The organism is Bacillus sp. FJAT-26390 (assembly GCF_001682865.1).
Classification (GTDB): domain Bacteria; phylum Bacillota; class Bacilli; order Paenibacillales; family Paenibacillaceae; genus Pristimantibacillus.
The window spans coordinates 774,958-796,616 of the sequence record NZ_MAQX01000011.1; the positions used below are offsets into that span (position 1 = coordinate 774,958).

General features: G+C 50.9%; 14 protein-coding genes. 3 read left to right on the forward strand and 11 right to left on the reverse strand.

The features are described 5' to 3' along the window. Window positions 1-3: 3 nt before the first annotated feature. A complete protein-coding gene (locus A7975_RS15140; protein ID WP_053372288.1) occupies window positions 4-894 on the reverse strand; it encodes a carbohydrate ABC transporter permease in 891 nt (296 codons plus the stop codon). Window positions 895-989: 95 nt separating this feature from the next. Continuing rightward, window positions 990-2,309, reverse strand: coding sequence for an ABC transporter substrate-binding protein (locus tag A7975_RS15145; RefSeq protein WP_053372289.1), 1,320 nt, complete (start codon window positions 2,307-2,309; stop codon window positions 990-992). Between the two features lie 315 nt (window positions 2,310-2,624). Between A7975_RS15145 and A7975_RS15150 the strand changes: the two genes are divergently transcribed. Genes A7975_RS15150 through A7975_RS15160 form a run of 3 tightly spaced genes read left to right on the forward strand, consistent with a single transcriptional unit; the run spans window position 2,625 to window position 5,997 of the window. Next, the gene (locus tag A7975_RS15150) at window positions 2,625-3,599 is read left to right on the forward strand and encodes a glycoside hydrolase family 113 (RefSeq protein WP_065385628.1); all 975 of its coding nucleotides are present in this window, start codon (window positions 2,625-2,627) and stop codon (window positions 3,597-3,599) included. Next, entirely contained in the window at window positions 3,596-4,807 is a 1,212-nt protein-coding gene (locus tag A7975_RS15155; protein ID WP_065385629.1) for an AGE family epimerase/isomerase, read from the forward strand. The genes A7975_RS15150 and A7975_RS15155 overlap by 4 nt, the downstream gene beginning before the upstream one ends. Before the next feature lie 14 nt (window positions 4,808-4,821). Beyond that, window positions 4,822-5,997 (forward strand): glycoside hydrolase family 130 protein, encoded by a 1,176-nt coding sequence (locus A7975_RS15160; RefSeq protein ID WP_053372292.1) that lies wholly within the window; start codon window positions 4,822-4,824, stop codon window positions 5,995-5,997. A 44-nt stretch (window positions 5,998-6,041) separates the two neighbouring features. Here A7975_RS15160 and A7975_RS15165 read toward each other — a convergent pair whose 3' ends face one another. The 9 genes from A7975_RS15165 to A7975_RS15205 all read right to left on the reverse strand — a co-directional run bounded on the left by A7975_RS15165 (window position 6,042) and on the right by A7975_RS15205 (window position 21,640). Next, window positions 6,042-7,217, reverse strand: coding sequence for a benzoate/H(+) symporter BenE family transporter (locus A7975_RS15165; RefSeq protein ID WP_255314292.1), 1,176 nt, complete (start codon window positions 7,215-7,217; stop codon window positions 6,042-6,044). A gap of 192 nt (window positions 7,218-7,409) precedes the next feature. Then, window positions 7,410-10,532, reverse strand: a complete 3,123-nt coding sequence (locus A7975_RS15170) for a GxGYxYP domain-containing protein (RefSeq protein WP_065385630.1) — start codon at window positions 10,530-10,532, stop codon at window positions 7,410-7,412. 78 nt (window positions 10,533-10,610) lie between these two features. Continuing rightward, the gene (locus tag A7975_RS15175; protein ID WP_065385631.1) at window positions 10,611-12,797 is read right to left on the reverse strand and encodes a hypothetical protein; all 2,187 of its coding nucleotides are present in this window, start codon (window positions 12,795-12,797) and stop codon (window positions 10,611-10,613) included. Window positions 12,798-12,811: 14 nt separating this feature from the next. After that, on the reverse strand, window positions 12,812-14,506 hold the full coding sequence (locus A7975_RS15180) for an extracellular solute-binding protein (RefSeq protein ID WP_065385632.1): 1,695 nt from the start codon (window positions 14,504-14,506) through the stop codon (window positions 12,812-12,814). Between the two features lie 55 nt (window positions 14,507-14,561). Further along, entirely contained in the window at window positions 14,562-15,458 is an 897-nt protein-coding gene (locus A7975_RS15185; protein WP_442950599.1) for a carbohydrate ABC transporter permease, read from the reverse strand. A 13-nt stretch (window positions 15,459-15,471) separates the two neighbouring features. Next, a complete protein-coding gene (locus A7975_RS15190; protein ID WP_053372296.1) occupies window positions 15,472-16,383 on the reverse strand; it encodes an ABC transporter permease in 912 nt (303 codons plus the stop codon). After that, window positions 16,383-19,466 (reverse strand): alpha-mannosidase, encoded by a 3,084-nt coding sequence (locus A7975_RS15195; protein ID WP_065385633.1) that lies wholly within the window; start codon window positions 19,464-19,466, stop codon window positions 16,383-16,385. Before A7975_RS15195 ends, A7975_RS15190 begins: the two co-directional genes overlap by 1 nt. 196 nt (window positions 19,467-19,662) lie before the next feature. Next, window positions 19,663-20,838, reverse strand: coding sequence for a GntR family transcriptional regulator (locus A7975_RS15200; protein ID WP_053372298.1), 1,176 nt, complete (start codon window positions 20,836-20,838; stop codon window positions 19,663-19,665). A gap of 409 nt (window positions 20,839-21,247) precedes the next feature. Beyond that, entirely contained in the window at window positions 21,248-21,640 is a 393-nt protein-coding gene (locus tag A7975_RS15205) for a VOC family protein (protein WP_065385634.1), read from the reverse strand. Between the last annotated feature and the right edge of the window lie 19 nt (window positions 21,641-21,659).

Below are 21,659 nucleotides of genomic sequence, written 5' to 3' on the forward strand. Positions count from 1 at the left end.
CGATCATTCCCCCTTTCCTTTTAGCAAGAAGCGTTGAATCGACAACACGATAACAACAAAGAGCAGCAAGACTACGCTCATCGCGGATGCTAATCCATAATTGTTGAACTGGAAGGCCGTCTCGACGATTTTCATAACGAAGGTTTCACTAGATCCGGCAGGTCCGCCCTTGGTGAGAATGTAAGGGAGATCAAATACTTCGAGAGCGCCGGTAACGGTTAGGAACAGATTAAGCTCGATAATTTTGTAAATGTTCGGCAGCGTGATGCTAATAAACTTTTGCCAGCCATTCGCGCCGTCAATCGATGCCGCTTCGTAAATATCGCTTGGAATGGATTGAAGCGCCGCCAAATAAATGACCATATTGAAGCCCATGAAACGCCAGAAGCCGATGGAAGCCAGCGTATAGTTGACAAATGATCCACTTCCGAGCCAGCTCGTTTGCGACAAAGCGTCGAAGCCAAGCTGTCCGAGCAAATAATTCAACGATCCGTTAGTCGTATCGAACACGTAACCGAATAAGTATGCTACAGCAACGCCATTTAGGATGTACGGTAAAAAGAGCAGCAAGCGAAAAAAGTTTTTCCCCTTCAGCTTGCTGTTCAGCACGACAGCGAAATAAATCGCAGCCATGTTTTGCACGATCCCTACGGCGAAATAGGCAAAGTTATGTTTAAAGACACCGAATATAGCCGGATTTTCAAATACCTCTTTGTAATTCGACCAACCTATCCAAGGTTTATTGGAGCTTAAACCGTCCCAGCTTGTAAAACTTAAATGGATAAGCTCAAGCGCCGGATAATAGGCGAATGTCAGCAGCAGCAGCAGCGGCAGTGCGACAAATCCGATGATTACGTAATTCTTTTGCGTTTTAAAAGGCAGCCTGCTAAACATGAGACAACCCCATCCTTCCTGCGTCTTTCTAATCGGAAGAGGCAGGATGGATAATCCGCTTGCGGTCACCCATCCTGCACACTACCCTACTAACCTTACAAACCTAGATCTTTTTTCGCTTTTGCCCAAGCCGTATTCACTTTATCGAACACTTTTTGCGGATCTTTGGACAATACAAACTCCTGAACGACAGCTGCTTGATCAAGCTGCGCTTTGTTTTGGATTTCAGTCGCGGCATCTACAGGTGCGGCCGGCTCGAAAAATTTAGGGCTGAAGGAATTGAACTCAGCAAGCTGTGGAAGCTTGGATTCTTTGTCTTTCAATGTTGGAATGAAACCAGCGAAATCGTCATAACCGGATTCCTCGATCATCCATTGCACAAATGCTTTGCCTGCTTCTACGTTTCCGTTCTTGTTAACCGCATAGAAGAAATCCGGGTTAAGCGGTGCTTTTGCTTCGCCGGAGTTATCAGCAGGGAATGGGAAGAAACCTACGTCCTCGGCAGGAGCGCCGTTTTCGATAACTTGGTTGATGACCCAGTTGCCAAGCAGATACATGCCGAATTTACCGGATGCGATGTCTTTTTTCGATTGCTCCCAGTTCGTGGAGTTCACGTCTTTTTCTAGGAAGCCTTTGGTATACAGCTCACGAAGGATGCCCCATGATTTGCCGTATGCATTGTCAAGCGTATAAGGCGTATCGGATTCTGCGCGTTTGTTTTGGTGATCGGAAGCTCCGCCGATAAGCGTTGGGATATCGTATACCCAAGTATCAAGCGGCCATTTGTCTTTAAAGTTCGAAGCAAGCGGCACGATGCCTGCGTCTTTAAGCTTTTGCGAAGCGGCAAGGAATTCATCGTACGTTTTTGGAAGCGCCGTAATGCCCGCCTTCTCGAACGCTTTTTTGTTGTAGACGATACCGACTGTCGATCCGCCGGAGGATATGCCGTACATTTTGCCTTCCTGCGCCTTCAAATCCTTGAAGTGAATTTCGCCGGAAAACGCAATGTCGTCAAGCGGAGCAAAGTAATTAGGAAGCTCTGCGTTTGGAATCGTCGGCACGAACACAACATCCGGGAAATCGCCGGATGCGATGCGAATTTTCAACGTTTTATCGTAATCTGTAATCGCCTCGAATTTAAGGTCTACGCCAGGATATTTCTCTTCAAAACGTTTTTCGTAATCCACGTATTGCTTGTCGATCATGTCCGTGCGGTTCGTTAAGAATACAACCTCGCCCGTAACTTTTGGCGCTTCCTCCGCGCCGCCATTCTCGGGTTTGTTCGTTGCTGTGTCGTTAGCAGCCGGCTTGTTAGTCGCCGCATTGGAGTTCGAATTCGTATTGTTGCCACCACAAGCAGCTAACGTTGTTAGCATAACTACAGAAACAAGCGCTAACGAAATAGTTTTTTTCATTTTCAAAATCCCCCTCAGCTCGTTTTGATTCCGCTTACATTTGAATGATACCGCATAAATAACTGATCTAAAATGGTTTAAAATATTATTTATAGTCTTGAAATGACATTTCGTGAAAACGCTATCTTAGGCTTTAATGCTCGTTTCATTACCTAATCCTGCCCTTATTCGCGTTATTAAATGAAGCTGAATTTTGATAACGAGCAGGAATGAAGAAAGGTATTGCAAACATTTTAAGAATCATGTTTACTTGTTATATAACAAACCTTTTGATTAGCAATAACAAAAATATCAAAATAAAGCGAGGCGACTCAAATGACGAGCAAAGCAGCCTATATTGGCGGTATGACTTGGGGCTGGACCGGCGTGCGCGGCACATGGACCGGTGCTCAGGCAGACCGCTCCATGGAGCTCATGACCGAACGTTTAAGCGTAAATTGGACGGCTATTGCACTCGGTGCCCTTCAGGACCATGCGCAATCCACTGAAATCAAATTCCGGGAAGAGCCTACTGTAACCGATGATGAGGTACGCAGTGCCATTCGCAAAGCGAAAGAGCTCGGTCTTCAGGTATGCTTGAAGCCCGTTGTCAATTGTGCGGACGGCACATGGCGCGCGCATATTAATTTCTTCGATCTCGACGTTCCTTGCGAGCCAAAATGGTCCGATTGGTTCGCTTCCTATACCGAATTCATCCTGCACTATGCGCGAATCGCCGAGGAGACCGGCTGCGAAATGCTGTGCGTTGGCTGCGAGATGGTTCAAACCGATCGTCGCGAAAACGAGTGGCGCGCGCTAATCGCGGCGGTTCGTGAAGTTTATTCCGGCATCGTGACCTATAACTGCGACAAATACCAAGAGGGACAAATCAAATGGTGGGATGCTGTTGATGTCATTTCCTCCAGCGGTTATTACCCGATCGATGCTTGGGAAGAGCAGCTTGACCGGATCGAGAAGGTTGTAGCCCAGTTCGATATGCCTTTTTTCTTCATGGAAGCAGGCTGCCCAAGCCGCGAAGGCTCGCAGCATATTCCAAATGACTGGGGACTTGAGGGCGCACCAAGCGAGGAGGTACAGCGCCTTTTCTATGAGGCCATGTTCTCTGCCTCCGATAAGCGCGATTGGGTCCTCGGCTTCATGCTGTGGGATTGGCCAGCTCGTCTTTATGAAGAAAGCGAGGCTGCTTCCAATGACGATTATTGCATGTACGGTAAGCAAGCCGAGCAAACCGTTCGTGACTACTACGCTGCGAAAATGGAGCAATCCGGTAAGGAGGCTTCTGCCAAATGAGTGACAGCAACCAGCAATGGCTAGCCCATATCAAGCAAGAGCTGGAGGCGAACATTCTCAGCTTTTGGATGGAGCATACGCTTGATGAGACAAACGGCGGCTTCTATGGCTTTATCAGCAGAGACCTTACCGTTAATCCTGAGGCAGGCAAGAGCCTAGTGCTCAACACGCGCATTTTATGGACGTTTGCCTCCGCTTACCGAATAACCGGAAACGAGCCCTATTTAAAAATAGCCGAGCGTGCCTATCGTTATGTGAACGAGTATTTTGCGGACCCGGAGTACGGCGGCTTGTATTGGATGGTGGATGCGGCAGGCAAGCCGTCTGAAACGAAAAAACAAGTGTACGGGCAAGCCTTCGCGATCTATGCCTTCTCCGAGTATCACCGCGCAACAGGCAATGAAGCTGCGCTGCAGCAAGCGATTGAGCTGTTTCATACGCTCGAGAAACACGGCTATGACCAGCAATACAAGGGCTACTTCGAAGCGCTGACTCGCGAGTGGCTGGAAACCGACGACAACAGCTTGAGCGAGAAGGATTTAAACGAGAAAAAATCGATGAATACCCACCTTCATGTCATGGAGGGATATACGAATCTATACCGCGTATGGAAATCGGATGAGCTCCGCGCGAAGCTGAAGGAACTCATTGAAATTACGATTAAGCACATTATTAACGAAGACAATGCGCACTTTATCCTATTCTTCGACGAGGAGTGGAACGGCAAGTCGGAGCATATCTCCTACGGGCATGACATCGAGGGCAGCTGGCTGCTGGTTGAAGCTGCCGAGGTGCTTGGTGATAAGGAATTGCTGGCTTCCGCCAAAGCCGTCGCAATCCGTATGGCCGAAGCAACGCTTAACGAGGGCGTGGACGAAGACGGCGGTTTGCTTAACGAGGCCGGTCCAGAGGGTTTCATGGATACGGATAAGGATTGGTGGCCGCAAGCAGAAGCGGTCGTCGGCTTCTATAATGCTTATCAAATGACCGGAGAAGACAAATACCGTGAGGCTGCCGTGCGGTCATGGCAATTTATCGAAAGCTTTATCGTGGACAAGGAGCATGGCGAATGGTTTTGGAGCGTAAAGCGTGACGGCACGCCTAGCGAAAATATCGAGAAGGTCAGCCCCTGGAAATGCCCTTATCATAACGGACGAGCCTGCTTCGAAATGATCAAGCGCCTGAGCGGCAATTCAACATCACATTAATGGAGGTTTAATCGATGAGTAAGTTTAATGAACGAAAGCAATTGCTGACTGAGCGCTACGAAGCGCTTGTGCAGCGCAAGAACGAGCCGGAAGAGCTCGGCAACGGCATTTTCGACCGTTACGTCCATCCTGTTCTGACTGCCGCGCATGCTCCGCTTGTTTGGAAATATGATTTTAACCCGGAGACTAATCCTTACTTCATGGAACGGCTTGGCGTACACTGCGTTTTTAATCCCGGCGCGATTTTCTTAAACGGCAAGTACCACCTCGTCGCGCGCGTCGAGGGCAATGATCGCAAATCCTTTTTTGCTATCGCGGAAAGCGGCAGCCCGGTGGATGGCTTCCGCTTCTGGGAGCGCCCGATTTTGCTGCCGGAAACGAGCGATCCTGACATTAACGTATACGATATGCGGCTTGTTCAGCACGAGGACGGCTGGATCTATGGCCTATTCTGTACCGAAAGAAAAGACCCTTCCGCACCGAAGGGCGATCTATCCAGCGCCATCGCCCAATGCGGCATCGTTAGAACGAAGGATTTGAAGAAGTGGGAGCGCCTTGCCGATTTAAAGACAGCTTCAAATCAACAGCGCAACGTCGTGCTTCACCCTGAATTTATCGATGGCAAATATGCCTTCTACACGCGCCCGCAGGACGGCTTCATCGACACCGGCTCAGGCGGCGGCATCGGCTGGGGACTCTCCGAAAGAATCGAGAACGCTGTCGTAGAGAGTGAAACCATTATTGACGAGCGCCATTATCATACGATCAAGGAAGTAAAAAACGGCCAAGGCCCAGCTCCAATCAAGACGGATAAAGGCTGGATCCATATTGCCCACGGCGTTCGAAATACGGCAGCGGGCCTGCGTTATGTGTTGTACGCGTTCCTCTCCGATCTTCAGGAGCCTAACAAAGTTACGCATCGCCCAGGCGGGCATTTGCTGGCGCCTGAGGGCATCGAGCGCGTCGGGGACGTATCCAATGTTGCCTTCTGCAACGGCGTAATCGCGCAAGACAACGGCGACGTATATATTTATTACGCATCATCGGATACTCGCTGCCACGTTGCTGCAACTACCGTCAATCAGCTGCTCGACTATTGCATTAATACACCGGAGGATCCGCTCCGCTCACACGCTTGCGTGGAGCAGCGCATCGCATTGATTGATCGCAATTTGCAGCTTCAAACATAGAGAAACGCCAAAAAAGGGAGTGCCACCATAAGTCTTAGCAGACTTTATGCGGCACTCCCTTTTCCCTCGCCAAGCAGCTTCATCGTGACGATGCCGGCAATCAGGCACCACACCGGAGCGGAAATGCCTAGAAAAGCGACATTCGCTACGGCGATTACGAAGGTGAACGCGGTAGAATAACGGTATTTGGCCTCCGAAAACGAGGATTGAAGGCTTTGAATGAACACGCCCATCAACGAGAAGCCCGTTAGGAGCAAAATAAATGAAGGCGGAAGAATATTGATGAAGGCGATCACCTTCCACGCGAATAATCCGAACATCGCAACCCATACACCCGATACGACAGCCGCATAATATCGTTTCTCCTTCGGGCCTGCTTCCTCGCTGCTGCAAAGCATGCTCATCATTCCGCCCACGTTTACGGCATGGCCGCCCAGAAAGCCGACCGCCGCGCTGGCGATTCCGGTAATCGTTAATGTCTTGGCGGCTGAGGGCTCATAGCCGTTTTTGCGAAGCGCCGCCAAGGCAACGAATAGATCGTTGCTAAGGACAAGCAGCGCAAGGGGAAGCGCCAAGGACACCAGCCCGCCAAACGAAAAAGCGGGTTGAATCAGATGAGGCAGCGCAAACGGAAGCTCCTGCATCGCAGGAAAGTCATAGCTGATCCAAAGTGCCAGCATCCCCATGCAGACGACGCCTAAAACCGGCGGGAAACCTTTAAAAAGGCGTGGAAATAAGAAAAAACCGATCAAGGCCATACAGCCGACAAATGGCGCATCTTTGATGGCGGGTACGATTTTGACGATATGGTTAAACATCAATCCCGCAAGCATGGCGTCCATTAACGGCTTAGGGAGCACCGCAAGCAGCTTGTCAGAGAGGCCCGACAGGCCAAACACCGCAATAATGATGCCCGCTATGATACTTGCGCCGGCGAGCTCTTGCACGGAAAACCGGGTAGCCGATGTGCTAAGGAAAGCAACAGCCGTTATCGAATGAGCGCCTCCGAACGGAATTTTATAAATGAGGGATAAGGCCACGTTCAACAGCCCGCCAAAAAAATAAACCGCAAACAGCCACGCGATCAGCTCAATTGCCGTGAATCCCGCTTTCTCCGCGCTGCTGACGATCAGCACGGCTCCGCCCGTGCATGCAAGCATGGCAGATAAAATACCTGTAAACACATTTTGCCGATTAAGCTTTATCTCGCAGTTCATCATTAACACGCTTCCTAATCTGTTGATCTTGCAGTCTTACAGCTCTTCAGGTGCTTTAGTATAAAGAGATTGGCCGCTTTTGTATCCATCCAATCCATGCCGTTTTCCACCCTCCAATTGTACATGCATAAAAGGCAAAGAAGAAGGGCGTTTGCCTAAGCGGCAAACACCCTTCTTCTAAATTACACGAATATACTATTGCGCTGCTGCAATTCGAACGGATACATGGTCCACATGAATAGTAGAATTGTCATCATACCAGACGCGGAACTGATAGGCATGGCCCGACACAAAATCAGCGTCGATCACAAAGTCCTGATAGCTGTCAGCAGCCGCAAAATCGGTTCGGAGTACCGCTTTCTCCCCAATGATTTTATTGCCTGTTCCATCATAAATATCCAGATTCAACACCCGATTCGAATCGCCAGCATTTGCGTCGATTTTCATTCGGAAGTTAACCTTATGGCTGCCCGAAGGAAGGTCTGACACGCCAGGTCCGTGAAGCATATGGCCCGAGCCGTGATCGGTTGGATTAGCTGACCAGCTATCCCCGTCAACCGCTCCGGTATTATGGCCAAAAGCGGATTCAGCTTCAAATATCCGGTTCGTGTACGTACCCGAAACCAAGATCGGGAGCTCTGCCGCATGACCGTTAAAGGCTGCTTTGACGACAGCGGTCCCGCCGCCAAGCACCGTCAGCACGCCATCCTCGCTTATACTTACGGCTTCGCTGCCGCTAACGAGCGACCATTCTGCATCCGCTGTCAGGTTAACGTCAGGCTTGCCAACCTGCACGGCCTTTCCCCATGCCTGCAGCTGCTTTGAACCGGCGTCCGCGCCAAAGGATAACGACTGCACATTGCCCCCGCCGAACTTGAAGTAAATGCCGCTTGTTTCCGCTTCGACCTGCTCAGGCATATCGAGCCGCACATGATCTACCTTGATATCCGCGATATCATTGAAATAAACTCTAAACTCATAGGTGCTGCCTAGCGAGAATGGAACGTCGATAAGCGTAAAGTCTTCATAAGCATTGGCGACTGTAAAGTCGCTTCTCTTTAATGCCTTGGAAGCGACAACCTGATCGAGGCTTGGGCTGTATATGTCCAGCAACGCGACCTGGTCATCGGCTCCGGAGACGCTGCCGATCATCGCCTTATAGGTAATGTCATGGACGCCGCTCGGAATATTTGCCACGTATGGGCCGTACAGCATATGACCGGGGCCATGCTCCGAGGCAGCGGCAAGCCAGCCGTCTCCATCCAGCTTCCCTGTATTGTGGCCAAAATCGTTCTCCGCTTCATAGACGCGCTGCGCTAGATTGCTTTCCATAATGACCGATACGCTATCTATCTTCACGCTCGCATTGCCGTCGTACCAGACGCGGAATTCATAGGAATGGCCCTGTACAAAATCCGACTCCATGACGAGATTTTGATAGTCGCCGGCCTCTCGGAACTGCGACCGCAGAACCGCTTTCTCCGCCACTACGCGATTGTCCGTAGCATCGTAAATATCTAGATTCAGCACACGGCTATTGTCGGCATCGCGGTTGTCGATCATCGCTTTGACCTTTACCTGATGATGGCCAGCCGGGATATCGGAAGCGCCCGGACCGAACAGCATATGGCCAGCCGCATGCTCCGCGGCATTAGCCGACCAGCCGTCTCCATCCGCCTTTCCCGTCTGATGGCCAAAGTCCGTCTCCGCCTGATACACCTTATTGGGGACATCGGTACTGACCTGCGGCACCTGCTCCTTAATGAGCCCCACCATCTCTACCGGCGTAACGACCCTCACATCGTCATCCAACTGGTCGATGACTGCCTTCACATCGTCCATCGATTTGGACCAAGCATGGACGAGAACGAGCGAGTAGCCTGCGGCGCTCTTCGGATTGCGGGGCGCGGCATTGATATGATTGACGACGGAAGCATTATCGCTGCCCGCATTGCCTTCCCACAGCATCTCTCTCGGCGTTACGACCGGTTTGCCGTTCGCCCATTTAAGCGCGCCGTTCAGCGCCTTATGGTTGCTGTATTCCAAATAAATGACGCCGTCCACGTTCGGCTGCGCCGTATATTTGTCCCAAAGCTCGGTGTTATTGAACGCGTTGAAGTCAATGACCTCCACGAGCCCCAAATCCATTTTGCCCATATAATCGTTTAGGCTGTTCAAATGCTGGTCAAGCTCAGCAGCCGGGTAGCGGCTCGGATACATGTAACCGCCGCCTGACGGCCCCACCACAAAGGCATCCCGTTCCGACGCATCCTTGTAATACCGTTCCGCGACGGTCGGGGCCAAATCGATCATGCTTGGCGATATCGCCCAGCCCATATCGAAGCTGCCGCGATTCGCGTTGCCGAACCATGGCTTGCCCTTCTCTCCCAGATCGTTCAGCATCCACTGAATATTGTCGCCATCGGACATAACGAACGATACGTAATGGACATTATCCTCGGCTGCGGGCGCCGCCGCCGTCTTCTGTTTAAGCTTCTGAAGCTTAAAGCCGCTGAGCACCGACAGGTTGTAGGCATGATCGGCAGGAAGCGTGAACACGCCCGCATCCGAGCTTGGGCGAATAAATTGGTCTTCGCCGCCGGAAGCATCGCCCCAGCCGAGCAATACCGAGTCCGGATCAGCTGCATCCATTACCGTTTGGCGAAACGCGCTGTTGCCGTCATAAAACGTAAAGGCGCCCGTCATCGCCGCGTAGTCTCTCAGCTTTGGTCCCATCTCCTCCTTCTGCTCGATAAAAAGTCCATGGTCTATTTTTTTCCAGTAAGTAGATTTTACCCAAGCTTCATCCTTGCCAGAGAGATCCATCACCTTCTTGTACCCTTTGGCCTTCGATACCTCTCCCTGCTCAACCAGCACCGATTGCTTCATATGAGCGAGCGAGGTAGCTGCATTAATGGAGCTGTCGCCTTTTTTCCATACCAGATAACCATCAACATATTTCTTATAGTTTTTCAGCAGCTTCCATGGATCATCGTACGATTTGGTTTTGACGCCATACTGATCCTCTAAGTCTTTCAGCCACTGCCCGTAGTTTCCCGACTCCGGCAAAATATAAATTTGCTCGGACGTCTGGTTCGCGACCAGTCCTTGAAGAGTTGCGATCATGACGCTTTCCGATTCCGTCATATCCGCCAGCTTGATTACGTTCAGCTTCTTCGCACGGTAAGCCGCTTTCTCATAATAAGCGTCCTTCGTACCGGAATCCGGCCGAGGCTTGGCCGACACAGGGGCTAGTGTTGACAGCAAAGAACCAAGCAGGCAGATCGATAATGCCAAAGAAAAGATGCTTTTCCTCATAATTGCCCTCCTTCAAATGGGTTTTGGATATAGAAATGCCGGCACCATCAGCTGCCGGCATTTCTTGAAGCAATCGTATTAATACTCTACGCTGACCACTATCCCTTCCGGAACGCCTGGATAACGAACAAGCACCGTGCCAGACTCCCCGTCATACTCAAATGTTGCCGCCTGCTCTCCCGCCGTGACGCGGCTAGGCTCGCTTGGTACGCGAAGCCGCGTACTGACGGTAACATGCTCCGGCGATTCCGAGACGAAGGATAACTTGTTCGCATCTGCCAGCTCATCGCGGATGCGCGACGAGCTGGCGAGAATGCCCGATTCCCCTTGCTCCTGAGCGGAGTAGTTTAAGTCATACAGCAAGCTATCCTCACCGGCTTTCAATTCCACCGAGCGCCTCACCGGCAGGTCGGCTTCGAACAAGTCAATGAACATGCCCTCAATAACGACCGCTCTGTCCGCTTCCGTCTCATCGAGCACATGGGTGATGACATAAGGGCCGCGCCTAATATGCAGCGTGCTGCTCTCCTTGTAATCAACCGTTTCCCCGCGGATTTCGAGCGATCGCTTAACCGCATTCCTAACGCGGACGGCACCTTCGTCCGTTCGTGACAGCACGGCTGGATTTTCCTTGAAAAACAGAACAGACCCGCTGCCTACCGCGTGCTCGCCTTCTTCCGGACTGCGGCCAAGGCCAAGCGATTCGAACAAATGCTCTTCTGGCCGGCTGTAGGAGCGGCGGCTATTCTCGCGGTTCCACCATTCCGAAACGGAGTGGAACGGATCCGAGCCGTCTCCAACATAGATCAATATGCCGCCCTCTCTTACCCATTGACCGATTGATTGATGAATGCCCGGATGCTCCGGCTTCATAAATTCGTAGCTGAGCAGCAGCACCCGGTACCCATCCAAATAACCCGGGAAGGTCAAAATATTGTCAAGCTGCACCGGCCGAAGCGGAATGCCTGCTTTAACGAGCGGCAGCGCTAGTCCGTAGAAGGCCGACCAGTCAAGAAGCTCCTTCTGCTTGTCATCCAGCTCTTCCGCGGAGGAAGTGCCGTCATATTTGACCGCATCTCCTAGTTGTTCTTCGCCAAGCACAACGTCGCCGCGCTGATACATCGCGGAGTTGGATAAGCAAAGGCCTACGCCAGAGGTGTAATCGGAAGCTTTAGCCTCTTCTTCATGATTGTGCATATCGCGCAGCATGTTCATGACGGTCAGAAGCACAGTCGCATAATCGCCGGGAATCGTTTCCTTTCCTTGACCGTCCTCTGTCGGATAACTGCCCTCGAATACGCGGCGCGGCCATGGGCACACCTCATACTTCTTCACCTCAGGATGGAGCAGCGAGGCGACGACGGTTGAACGGTAGTTTTTCCGATAATCGCTCCAGCTGTATCTAGGGTTATCCTCAATCGGATCATGGAGAAACCACATTTCGCGGCCCGTACCTCTCGTAAGCTCCTGCATAATCCCATACTCCAAGTATGCAGTCTCAAAGGTCCGCTCTCTGCGCAGCCCCTTATAAACGTTCGGCGTACGAGCCGTTCCCGTCCAGATTTGGGCGATGAAGCCGTCGCAGCCAGGCATCGAGACGAGCAGTGCTTCAGGGCTAATAATTCGCCACTGCGTATAATTGATAAGGCTATGGGTTGGGACATAAAAGCGCACCGTCCTGCCGTAAGTGACTAGCGAATACTCCTTCATTTGACTGCAAAGCCGGTCAAGTGCGCGGTAATACATTGCCGCTTTCAGTTTCGAAGCCCGATACTGGGCGTCAGGCGAGGAGTGAGGAGGAATCCAATCCTCCCCGTAATAGTTCAGCCACTCCCGCTTGAAAGCCTCGGAATATCCGGAGGCCGCCCAAAACTCGGGCTCCTCCAAATGAATCGCTTCTACGCCGTAATCAATCGCAAGCTTGATATGGGAAGCCAAATATTCCGCGAATGCTATCGTCGGCACCATATAAGGGACATCCTTGCCATGCAGCAAATGGTTGCCGCTGCGGTCCGTCTGCGCCTCATCCCAGTGCTCCCGTCCGTCGAAGCGGCCGTACAAATAGTCCTGATATTCGCCCCATGATACGCCTGTCATCAGATGGATCGTATAGCCGGCCTTCTTCCAGCCCTCTATCCGCTGCGGCAGATCACTCGAAATGCCGTATACCATAACGAAATCGGTTCGCAAATCATACTTCGGTCCATATGGCCTCGACTCCTGAAAGCCGGTCCACTCGGCCCTCACTTGCGCTTTGCTCGTCAAAATAATGAGCCTCCTTAGTTAGGCATTCCTAGCAGCACGACTTCTTTGCCCTTCAAGTTTTCGTTCGTATACTGGATCGCATCTTGATAACCCGTCTTGTTCATCTGTCCGCGCAAATCATTAATGATTTTAAGCGCCGCTTCGTCCGATTTGGCAAAAATCGCTTGTTTCCAAACGTCGCCAATTTTGTCCATGGACGGCTTCAGCATTTCCCACTGCGACGACTTCATCATGACATCGCCCGGATTGTAAGCCGAAATAACGCTGATGCCGTTAGGACGGAGAATCTTGCGCGCATTGTCCATTGCGGCAATACGGTCCTGATCTGCCCAAATGTCTCCGCCGCCGACAGAATTAATGCGGTCTTGGCCGGAGAGGCTTTCCAAACCGATGCCGATTCCTTCATTTTTCTTCATCTTGCCAGTTGTATCAGCTGTAAATTTGTCAAACCATTCTTTCTTCGCTACCGGCTTGCCGTTTTCCATATCCCAGTGCACGCCCTGTACGCCGTATCTCACAAGGAGGAAACCTTCATCGGATGCGAGATAATCAAGCAAGCGGAGCGCTGCATCCACGTTTTTCGATTTTTTCGGAATAACGGTTACGTTATTGCCTTGGATGGATAGGTCGGCTGGACGGTCGGCTGAGGCACCGGCCCGCTCCAAAGGACCAACAGGGATATAATCACTGCCTGGATGCGCTTTCACGTAGTCCTTGGAAGCATCGAGAATAGCTGGATAGTGAGCGGCCAGAACGGCGATGCGGCCCTGCTTGATTTTTTCGTTCGCTATCGGGTCTGTTTGCGTGAACGCTTCCGGGTCCAGCAAGCCTTCAGCTAGCATTTTGCGGTAATAAAGGGTGTAATCCTCATAAGCTTTCGAGAAGAAGGTGTGCTCAAGCGTGCCTTGGCCTTTATCGATATAGTCCGAGCCGTAGAACATCGAATTTCCGATACCGACAGCCCAGCCATTATGGAAGCCGCCAAGCGGGATAACAGGCATGCCGCTCTCCTTCAGGTCGGCGTCCTTGATTTTTTTCAAAAAGCTGTATAGATCGTCTTTGGTTTTGACCGATTGCGGATCTACGCCGACCTTCTCGGCAATATCCTTGCGGACGTAGAAGCCGTAAAGCCAATCCATTGCATCCTCAGGCGTAGCCGGATGGTTCTGGTAAAGCAAATATTGTTTGCCGCCATAGGCATCGAAGGCTTTCTCGTAAAGCGCAGGAGGAACGTTCTCCTTCGCAACCGCTTTGGCGAGGTTCGGATACTTATCAAGCTTATCCGACAGATCGACCAGCTGGTCTTCCTTCGCCGCTTTGATTATGCCGTCTAACTCTCCGCCCCAAGCTGGACCTGTATAAATATCAGGCAAATCTTGCGTCGCAAAAATAGTGTTTACCTTCTCGACCTCGCTGCCTTTCGTATATTCCCATTCAATCGTAATTCCGGTTTTCTCTTTAATAACCGCTTCGATAGCTGTCGTATCTACATCGCCGCCGGCGGAGCCATTCCAGTTGTGAAGAACTTTGAGCGTCACTGCTTTCTGTTCCTTGCCGTTGTTCGCAGTGCCGGCATTCTCTGAAGGCGCATTCGTGCTCGCATTGCCGCCGTTGTTGCCGTTATTGCTGCTGCACCCAAACAGTGTCGTTACAGCCATCAAAGCTACCGCGAGCCATACCGTCGTGCTTTTCCCTTTTTTGTTCTTCATAAAAACCCTCCCATAAACTTTTTATGAAATATGATAAAGTCCCGATTGCGGACGATTACCCTTTGACCGAGCCGATCATTACGCCCTTAACGAAGTAACGCTGCAAGAACGGGTAGATGCAGAGAATCGGAAATACCGTTATGACAAGCAGTGCCATTCGAAGCGATTCCGGCGTCGCGCCAGCCATATTGACATTGACGGTCTGACCGCCCTGCTGCGCGGCTCTCTGCATGGAGGAGGAAAGCGCTTCCGCTTCCGTCAGCATTTCTTGCAGTAGCGTCTGAACCGGAATCAATTCCTTATCGGACACGTAATAAGCGCCCGTGAACCAATCGTTCCAGTGGGAAACCCCGATGAACAAGGCGATGGTGGCAAGTACAGGTCCCGACAGCGGCAAAATAATTTTTAAGAAAATTTGAAAGTCGCCGTATCCGTCTATGCGTGCCGATTCCTCCAGCTCCTCCGGAATGCCCTGCAGGAATGTTCGGAGAATGACGATGTGCATGAAGTTGAACAGCATCGGAATGACGTATACCCAGAAGGTATTTATGAGATGCAGCTTTTGCAGGGTGATGAAGTAAGGAATAAAGCCAGCGCTGAAGATCGTCGGCAAGAAGATATAGTAAGTAAAAAAGGTTCTGCCTGGCAGCGTTTTTTTGGACAATGCATACGCCATCAGCGTACAAAGACCCACATGCAAAAACGTGCCGAGCACGGTGCGGAGCAGCGTGATCTTATAGGCCTGCCAGATGCGCGCGTTTTCGAAAACCTCCGCGTAGTTGTGTAATGTGAATTTGCGGGGAAAGAAATAAAGCGCGCCCATCATAGAGTCTTTTCCGTCGTTGAGCGAATAGACCAAAATATAAATGAACGGATAAATCATCGATAAGCCGAACAAGGTCAAAAAGATATAATTCAAACAGTTAAAAATTGAAAATTGGCGCTTCACCATATCAAACCACTCCTTAGAACAGGGATACGTCGCTCACTTTACGGGCAATCCGGTTGACTGTGACAATGAGAATGAGGGCAATGACGCTTTGGAATAATCCGACTGCGGCGGCGTAACTGAGCCTGCCTTCACCGATACCTGCGCTGATGACGTGCACGTCGAGAACGCTGCCTAATGCCGCGGTAGCCGGGCCGTTCAACAGCAAGAGCTGCTCGTAGCCGGCGCTCATCAAGCTGCCAACCGAGAGAATGAACAAAATGACGGCGATATTTCGGATGCCTGGAAGCGTAACATGCCACATTTGGCGAAAGCGTCCCGCTCCGTCAATCTTGGCTGCTTCGTACAGCTGCTGGTCGATGCCTGCGATTGCAGCCATATAAATAATCGAGTTCCACCCGATGTTTTTCCAAATGTCCGAGCCTACAATAATTTGATAGAACCACGATGTGTTGTTAAGGAATTGGATCGGCTCCATGCCGAAGGAGCCCAGCAGATCGTTGAGCGGCCCGCCGTAAGGGGTCAAAAGACGCTGCATCAGCGTGACAACGACGATCCAAGAAACGAAATAAGGCAGATACGAAAGCGTTTGCACTGTTTTCTTGAATTTAACGTTGCGAACCTCGTTAAGCAGGATTGACAATATAATAGGCATCGTAAATCCGATGAGAAGCTTCATAAGGCTGATTACAATCGTATTGCGGATCAATTCGAATGACTGATAGTAGCTGAAAAATTGCTGAAAGTACTTCCACCCTGCCCAGGGGCTTCCAGTGAAGCCCCCAGAGAACATGAAATCACGAAACGCAACTTGTACGCCAAAGAGAGGAACGTAGGAGAAAAGGAAAAACCATATGATGCCGGGCAGCATGAACAAATAAAATAGCTTGTGTCGCCAAACTCGCTTCCAGAGGATATTTTCAGTCATTAATTCTGCCTCCTTGCCAATCGAATCGTTGTTATTTCGAACGGAGTAAAGGATAGCTGGAACGCTCCGTCCTCCACTTGGAGTCTAGCGCTTGGAGTTTCCATCATATCGGCAAGCCATGCTTCCGATAGATTCATATCGATAGAGATTGTTGTCTTCAGATGGGTACCGGCCGTTTCGTACAAACGGACAATCAGGTCATCGCTGTCTTCAGCCTGCTTCACCGTTTCTACCATAACGTTCGGATGTTCCACGCTTATAAATGATTTAGCTTCCGGCAGCTTCGATGCCGCGTCGCCCGCGTTCACGCGCACCGACCGCAAAGGCACGTTCAGCTCGTAGCCGCGCTTGTAAACCTGCGCCTGCACATGGTCTCCTTTATGCGGATACAGCGAGTAGGTGAACTCGTGCTCTGCTAGGTCCGCCTCGGGATCTGGGTACGACGTGCTGCGCAAAAGATTCAAATCCAGCACGTTTTGGTACGCGCGATGTCCGTATTTGCTGTCATTGAGCAGCGCAACGCCGTAATCCGGCTCCGAGAGATCCATCCACTGATGCGCGCATATTTCATCCTTCGCATAATCCCACATCGTATTGCGATGCGTAGGCCGCTTCAAATAGCCGAACTGGATTTCACAGCTTGCGCTGTCCGAGCGGATCGCGACCGGGAACGAAGTGCGCAGCATTTTCGCAGATTCCTGCCAATCCACCTTCGTGGAAAAATCGATGCGGCGACTGCCGTGAGTCAGAATGACCTTCTGAGTCAAAGTAGACTTGCCGAACCGGTATACGAGCTGCAGCCCTACCGTTGGTCCGTCCTGGAAAGCGCCCGATTCGGCAGGCTTAAGCGCCACGCCTCTCGTTTGCCGGTAATCCTGTTTAATATCCCAAGCATCGCCCTCGTCATGATACAGGCTCAGTTCATTAGCCTTCTGTCCCTGCGGAATTACTTCCCTACCGTGCTCCTTATCGATAATAGAGACGATCGTAAAGTCCTCAGCGAACGTAATCGCGAGCAAATCGTTTTCCAAAACCCGGCCGGTTGCCGAAACGCGCATATCAGGGAAAGCAGGATGGACTCCTTCGATCTCGGGCGCTGCAACGGCTTCCGCTTCTGCCGCTGCCGTCTCTGCCATCGCCAAACCTTCCGCATCGGCATTCACCGCGGCGTACCCCATCGCAGGAACGGTTACGCGCATCCATTTGCCAGCTTGCTTAACCCATTCTTCCCGCTCCCATGACAAGGAGTTGAAGAATACGTCGGAGTCCTTGCCCGCCGGAAGCGTCTCGGCAGCCTCGCCATAAGCTTCCCCAATCATCTGCTCGACCCGGCTAAGCAGCGCCGCGTAGCGCTCCAGCGACTCGTCGTATACGCGCTTGATCGAAGAGCCCGGCAAAATATCATGGAACTGGTAGAGCAGCACTTCCTTCCAGATGAGCTCCAGCTCCTCCGAAGGATATTGCTTGCCCTTCGCCAATCCGGCAACAATAGCCGCAAATTCAAGCTCGCGCAGCGCTTTCTCCAGCTTCCGGTTATAGCGTTTGTTCCGCGCTTGGCTCGTCAGCGTACCTTGATGCTTCTCCAAGTAAAGCTCGCCGGACCAGGTTTGATAACGCTCCGAGCCCTCAGCCAGCCTCTCGAAAAATTGCGAGGACGGCTCTTGGACAACCGGGCTTAATCCCTGCAGGTTTTTCTCCCGCATCAGCCGTTCAAGATGCTCCTCGCCCGGGCCGCCCCCGCCGTCGCCGATTCCGAACAGCATCAAGCAATTTTCCGATATGTTTTTGTCCAAATATTCTTTCTCCGCCTTGATGATCGAGCGCGGCGCTGCCGGACTGTTATAAGTATCCTCTGGCGGCATATGGGTAAGCACGCGCGAGCCGTCGATCCCTTCCCAGTGGAAGGTGTGATGAGGATGGCGGTTATATACGCTCCACGACAGCTTCTGCGTCATCATGTAGTCAACGCCCGATTTTTTCAAAATCTGCGGCAGGCTGGCCGTGTAACCGAACACATCCGGCATCCATAGCGACTTCATCTCTTGGCCAAACTCTTGTTGGAAATACCTTTTTCCATACAAAATTTGCCGAATCAACGATTCACCGTTTGGCACATTCGTATCCGACTCGACCCACATCGCGCCTTGCGGCTCCCATCGGCCCTCTTGGACGCGCTCCTTGATGCGCGCATAGAGCTTCGGATAGTGCGTCTTCATCCAGTCGTATAGCTGCGGCTGACTAGCGCCGAATACATAATCGGGATAAAGATCCATCATCTGCAAAACGGTAGAGAAGGTACGCGCTCCTTTGCGAATCGTTTCCCGAATCGGCCACAGCCAAGCCAGGTCCATATGCGCATGGCCGACTGCGCTAATCGTTAGCGACGGATCGCCGCCTCGCTTTGCCAGCTGCTCTTGCAGCATTTGCGATACCTCGGCTACTCGTTCCTCGGTAAATGTAATAAGCAGATTGGAGGCATCATACAACACGTTCAAAATACGTTCTTTGCGCGCCGATCCTTCAGGCAGCTGCTCCGCCGTCTCCAGCAATACCTCGGCGTCATAGTACAGCTTACGAATGTCCTCGCGGCAGCTTGCGATCTGAGCTTCCTTCAACGTTCCGCTGCGGAAGCGACCAAACAGGTCGTTGCAGCCCGCATCTCCCCATAAATCGATCGTTTCGTCTCCGGATGAGCTTTCGCTAATATGGACAACACGTTTGCCGGGAAGCCCTAGCGCATAATCGAACTCCGAATTGATATTCGTAAGTCCCTGCTTTGGCGTGCCCTCTTCATCTACGAGACAAAGCTCCCCGTTCACATCGATAAGGAGCACGAGCTTTAAGCCCTTCGCTTCCTCCCCAACCTTCCCGCTAAAATGAAACCATGCGCAATCCCAAAGGTTTCCCCAGCGATCGCCTGCGGCAAGCTCGATTCTCCGGCCTGACTCTCTCTCTTCATAAGTAACCGGCTCTTGCGTTACCCAAGCTGTTGTTTTCAGCTCCGAGAGCGGTTTGTATATGTGGTCCTTCAAACGTTCCAATACCGATCTCAAATGCTCCGTCTTCACCTTTTCATAAGGCATCTGCAGGTCTCCTTTTTCATCCGGTTATCTATTTCATTTCATGTTTCCTTCTTGAGATCCAAGTTTGTTGTTGATGCACTATCTAACGATCAGTTAATACATAATATAATATATACATTGAATATATTCAATATATAAATAAAAAAATCTTTTCCTAGTTTAGGAAAAGATTTTTTTATCACTGCTATGCTTTAGACTATTGGACCGGAATACGGCCAGTCGTCTGCTTGATTACCAGCTCGGGCTGGATTAAGGTTTTCGTGTATTTGCTGCTGCGGCCCTGCCCGCCTTCTATGATTCCGAGCAGCGTTTGCGCGGCTTGATAACCCATATCATGTTCAAATTGCTTAATATGCGTAAAAATGCCCAGCTCTTCAACGATTGACGTTGGATCGTCGAAGCTTATGATCGACAAATCATCCGGCACTTGCAGTCCGGCTTTCTGCGCCATTTGGTAAATTTGCACGCCAAGTCTGCCATTAAGCGTAATATATGCCGTTGCCATACGGTTGCGAATGTAGCGAAACAGCGGGTGTTTCTCCGCATCATGCATGTTCCCCACCTGAAATCCGGTAATCATATGGGCCGGATTGATAAGCGCGCCCTTGTTTTTCAAAGCGTCCATATATCCGTCGATCCGCTCCTGCACCGTTACCGTTTGCAGAGGGGAATCCGAGCAGATTGCGATTTCCCTGTGCCCAAGCTCCCACAAATAATCGACGGCAAGGCTCGTGCCGAGCCTTCCATCCGCAGCGATATAATTGGTCTCCACGCCCGGTAAGAACCGATCGATCAGCACAAACGGATAGCCGCTGAACTTCATGCTTATAATTTCCTCGTTATAATTTTCTTCGTCTACCGGAAAGACCAGCAAGCCGTCTGCTCCCATATCCTTGAGCGTTTTAAACGCCTCTTTCTCTTTATCGACGTCACCCTCGGATAACAGTATCACGCTGCGGTAGCCCTTCTCACGAAGCGCTCTTTGTATGCCCTCGATCAGGCGCATGGCGAAATAATCATATACGGACGGCATGACGAGTCCAATGATGCGCGTCCTGTTCTCGGTTACCGTCCTCTCCGTACTCATTACCAGGGGCGCTGGCGCTATTGATGCCGTTTCTTCCGCAGCCTCCGCCTCAGCAAGCTCGTCATCGCTGACGAAGCTGCCTTTGCCGGGCACCCGCGTAATGACTCTATCGTTTGCTAAGCCGACCATCGCATTGACAACTGTAATCTTACTAACATTAAAGAGCTTCATCAGCTCTTTCTCCGTCGGTATGCGGTCCCCCGCCTTCAAGCCTTCCGTTGCAATTAACTCGCGAATATAATCCTGAACCTTCTGATAAAGCGGCGTTCGGACTGTTGAATTCATCTGCTATCACCAAGCTTCATATTGATATTTGTATATATAATATATGGTTAATCCTTAATGCGCAATACTAATACATTTGTCGAAAAAGGTTTATTTTCTTTTGCCGAACATAGCTAGAATGCCGATTTGACGCATGATTTGTTAGTCTTTAATAAACGGGTCAGCTAACCACATACTTATATATGTATAATATATATAGATCATAAAAGAAGCAATTATTCTCATTCACAAAAAAATACCAAAGCTGGCCTTTTAACGCCGCTCCCTCTCAACACGACAGCTTACTAATGACACCTCCGAATGATGATGGTTTCGTTAGCGGGTTTATTAGCAGCCGCCCGCCTCCTGTAAATCAAAACGAGCCTAAGAAGCGATTCAAAGGCTCGTTTTATCCTATTGCTGCTTCATCCTATACTTTTTTCCGGACGCTCAGCTGCCAGGAAACTCCGTACTTATCCTGCACCCAGCCAAACCTTTCGCTCATCGGCGGCAGCGGAGCCAGCGGCATAAGCACGGCGCCGCCTTCGGTTAAGCGTTCAAAAACGCGGTTGATTTCTTCCGTATCCTCGCAATCTACGAACAAGGATATCGCCGGCGTAAAAGGATGCTCATCCTTATTGCTGTTATCTATCGCCATAAAGGTCTGGCCTTTCAGCGTAAATGCGGCGTGCATGACCGTTCCGTCTTGTTGATGAAAAACATGCTTAATTTCGGATTGCTCGAACAAGGAGGTGTAGAAACGAATCGCTTCCTCCGCTTTGCCGTTAAACATAAAGAACGTTGTAATTTTTTGATCGGACATTCTCTTCAGCTCCTACACG

Bases quoted from the DNA above. Each gene is read 5' to 3' on its own strand.
- A7975_RS15180 (WP_065385632.1), bottom strand. From the start codon at position 14,506: ATGAAGAACAAAAAAGGGAAAAGCACGACGGTATGGCTCGCGGTAGCT.
- A7975_RS15165 (WP_255314292.1), bottom strand. From the start codon at position 7,217: ATGATGAACTGCGAGATAAAGCTTAATCGGCAAAATGTGTTTACAGGT.
- A7975_RS15155 (WP_065385629.1), top strand. From the start codon at position 3,596: ATGAGTGACAGCAACCAGCAATGGCTAGCCCATATCAAGCAAGAGCTG.
- A7975_RS15190 (WP_053372296.1), bottom strand. From the start codon at position 16,383: ATGACTGAAAATATCCTCTGGAAGCGAGTTTGGCGACACAAGCTATTT.
- A7975_RS15200 (WP_053372298.1), bottom strand. From the start codon at position 20,838: ATGAATTCAACAGTCCGAACGCCGCTTTATCAGAAGGTTCAGGATTAT.
- A7975_RS15160 (WP_053372292.1), top strand. From the start codon at position 4,822: ATGAGTAAGTTTAATGAACGAAAGCAATTGCTGACTGAGCGCTACGAA.
- A7975_RS15150 (WP_065385628.1), top strand. From the start codon at position 2,625: ATGACGAGCAAAGCAGCCTATATTGGCGGTATGACTTGGGGCTGGACC.
- A7975_RS15195 (WP_065385633.1), bottom strand. From the start codon at position 19,466: ATGCCTTATGAAAAGGTGAAGACGGAGCATTTGAGATCGGTATTGGAA.
- A7975_RS15185 (WP_442950599.1), bottom strand. From the start codon at position 15,458: ATGGTGAAGCGCCAATTTTCAATTTTTAACTGTTTGAATTATATCTTT.
- A7975_RS15145 (WP_053372289.1), bottom strand. From the start codon at position 2,309: ATGAAAAAAACTATTTCGTTAGCGCTTGTTTCTGTAGTTATGCTAACA.
- A7975_RS15205 (WP_065385634.1), bottom strand. From the start codon at position 21,640: ATGTCCGATCAAAAAATTACAACGTTCTTTATGTTTAACGGCAAAGCG.
- A7975_RS15170 (WP_065385630.1), bottom strand. From the start codon at position 10,532: ATGAGGAAAAGCATCTTTTCTTTGGCATTATCGATCTGCCTGCTTGGT.
- A7975_RS15140 (WP_053372288.1), bottom strand. From the start codon at position 894: ATGTTTAGCAGGCTGCCTTTTAAAACGCAAAAGAATTACGTAATCATC.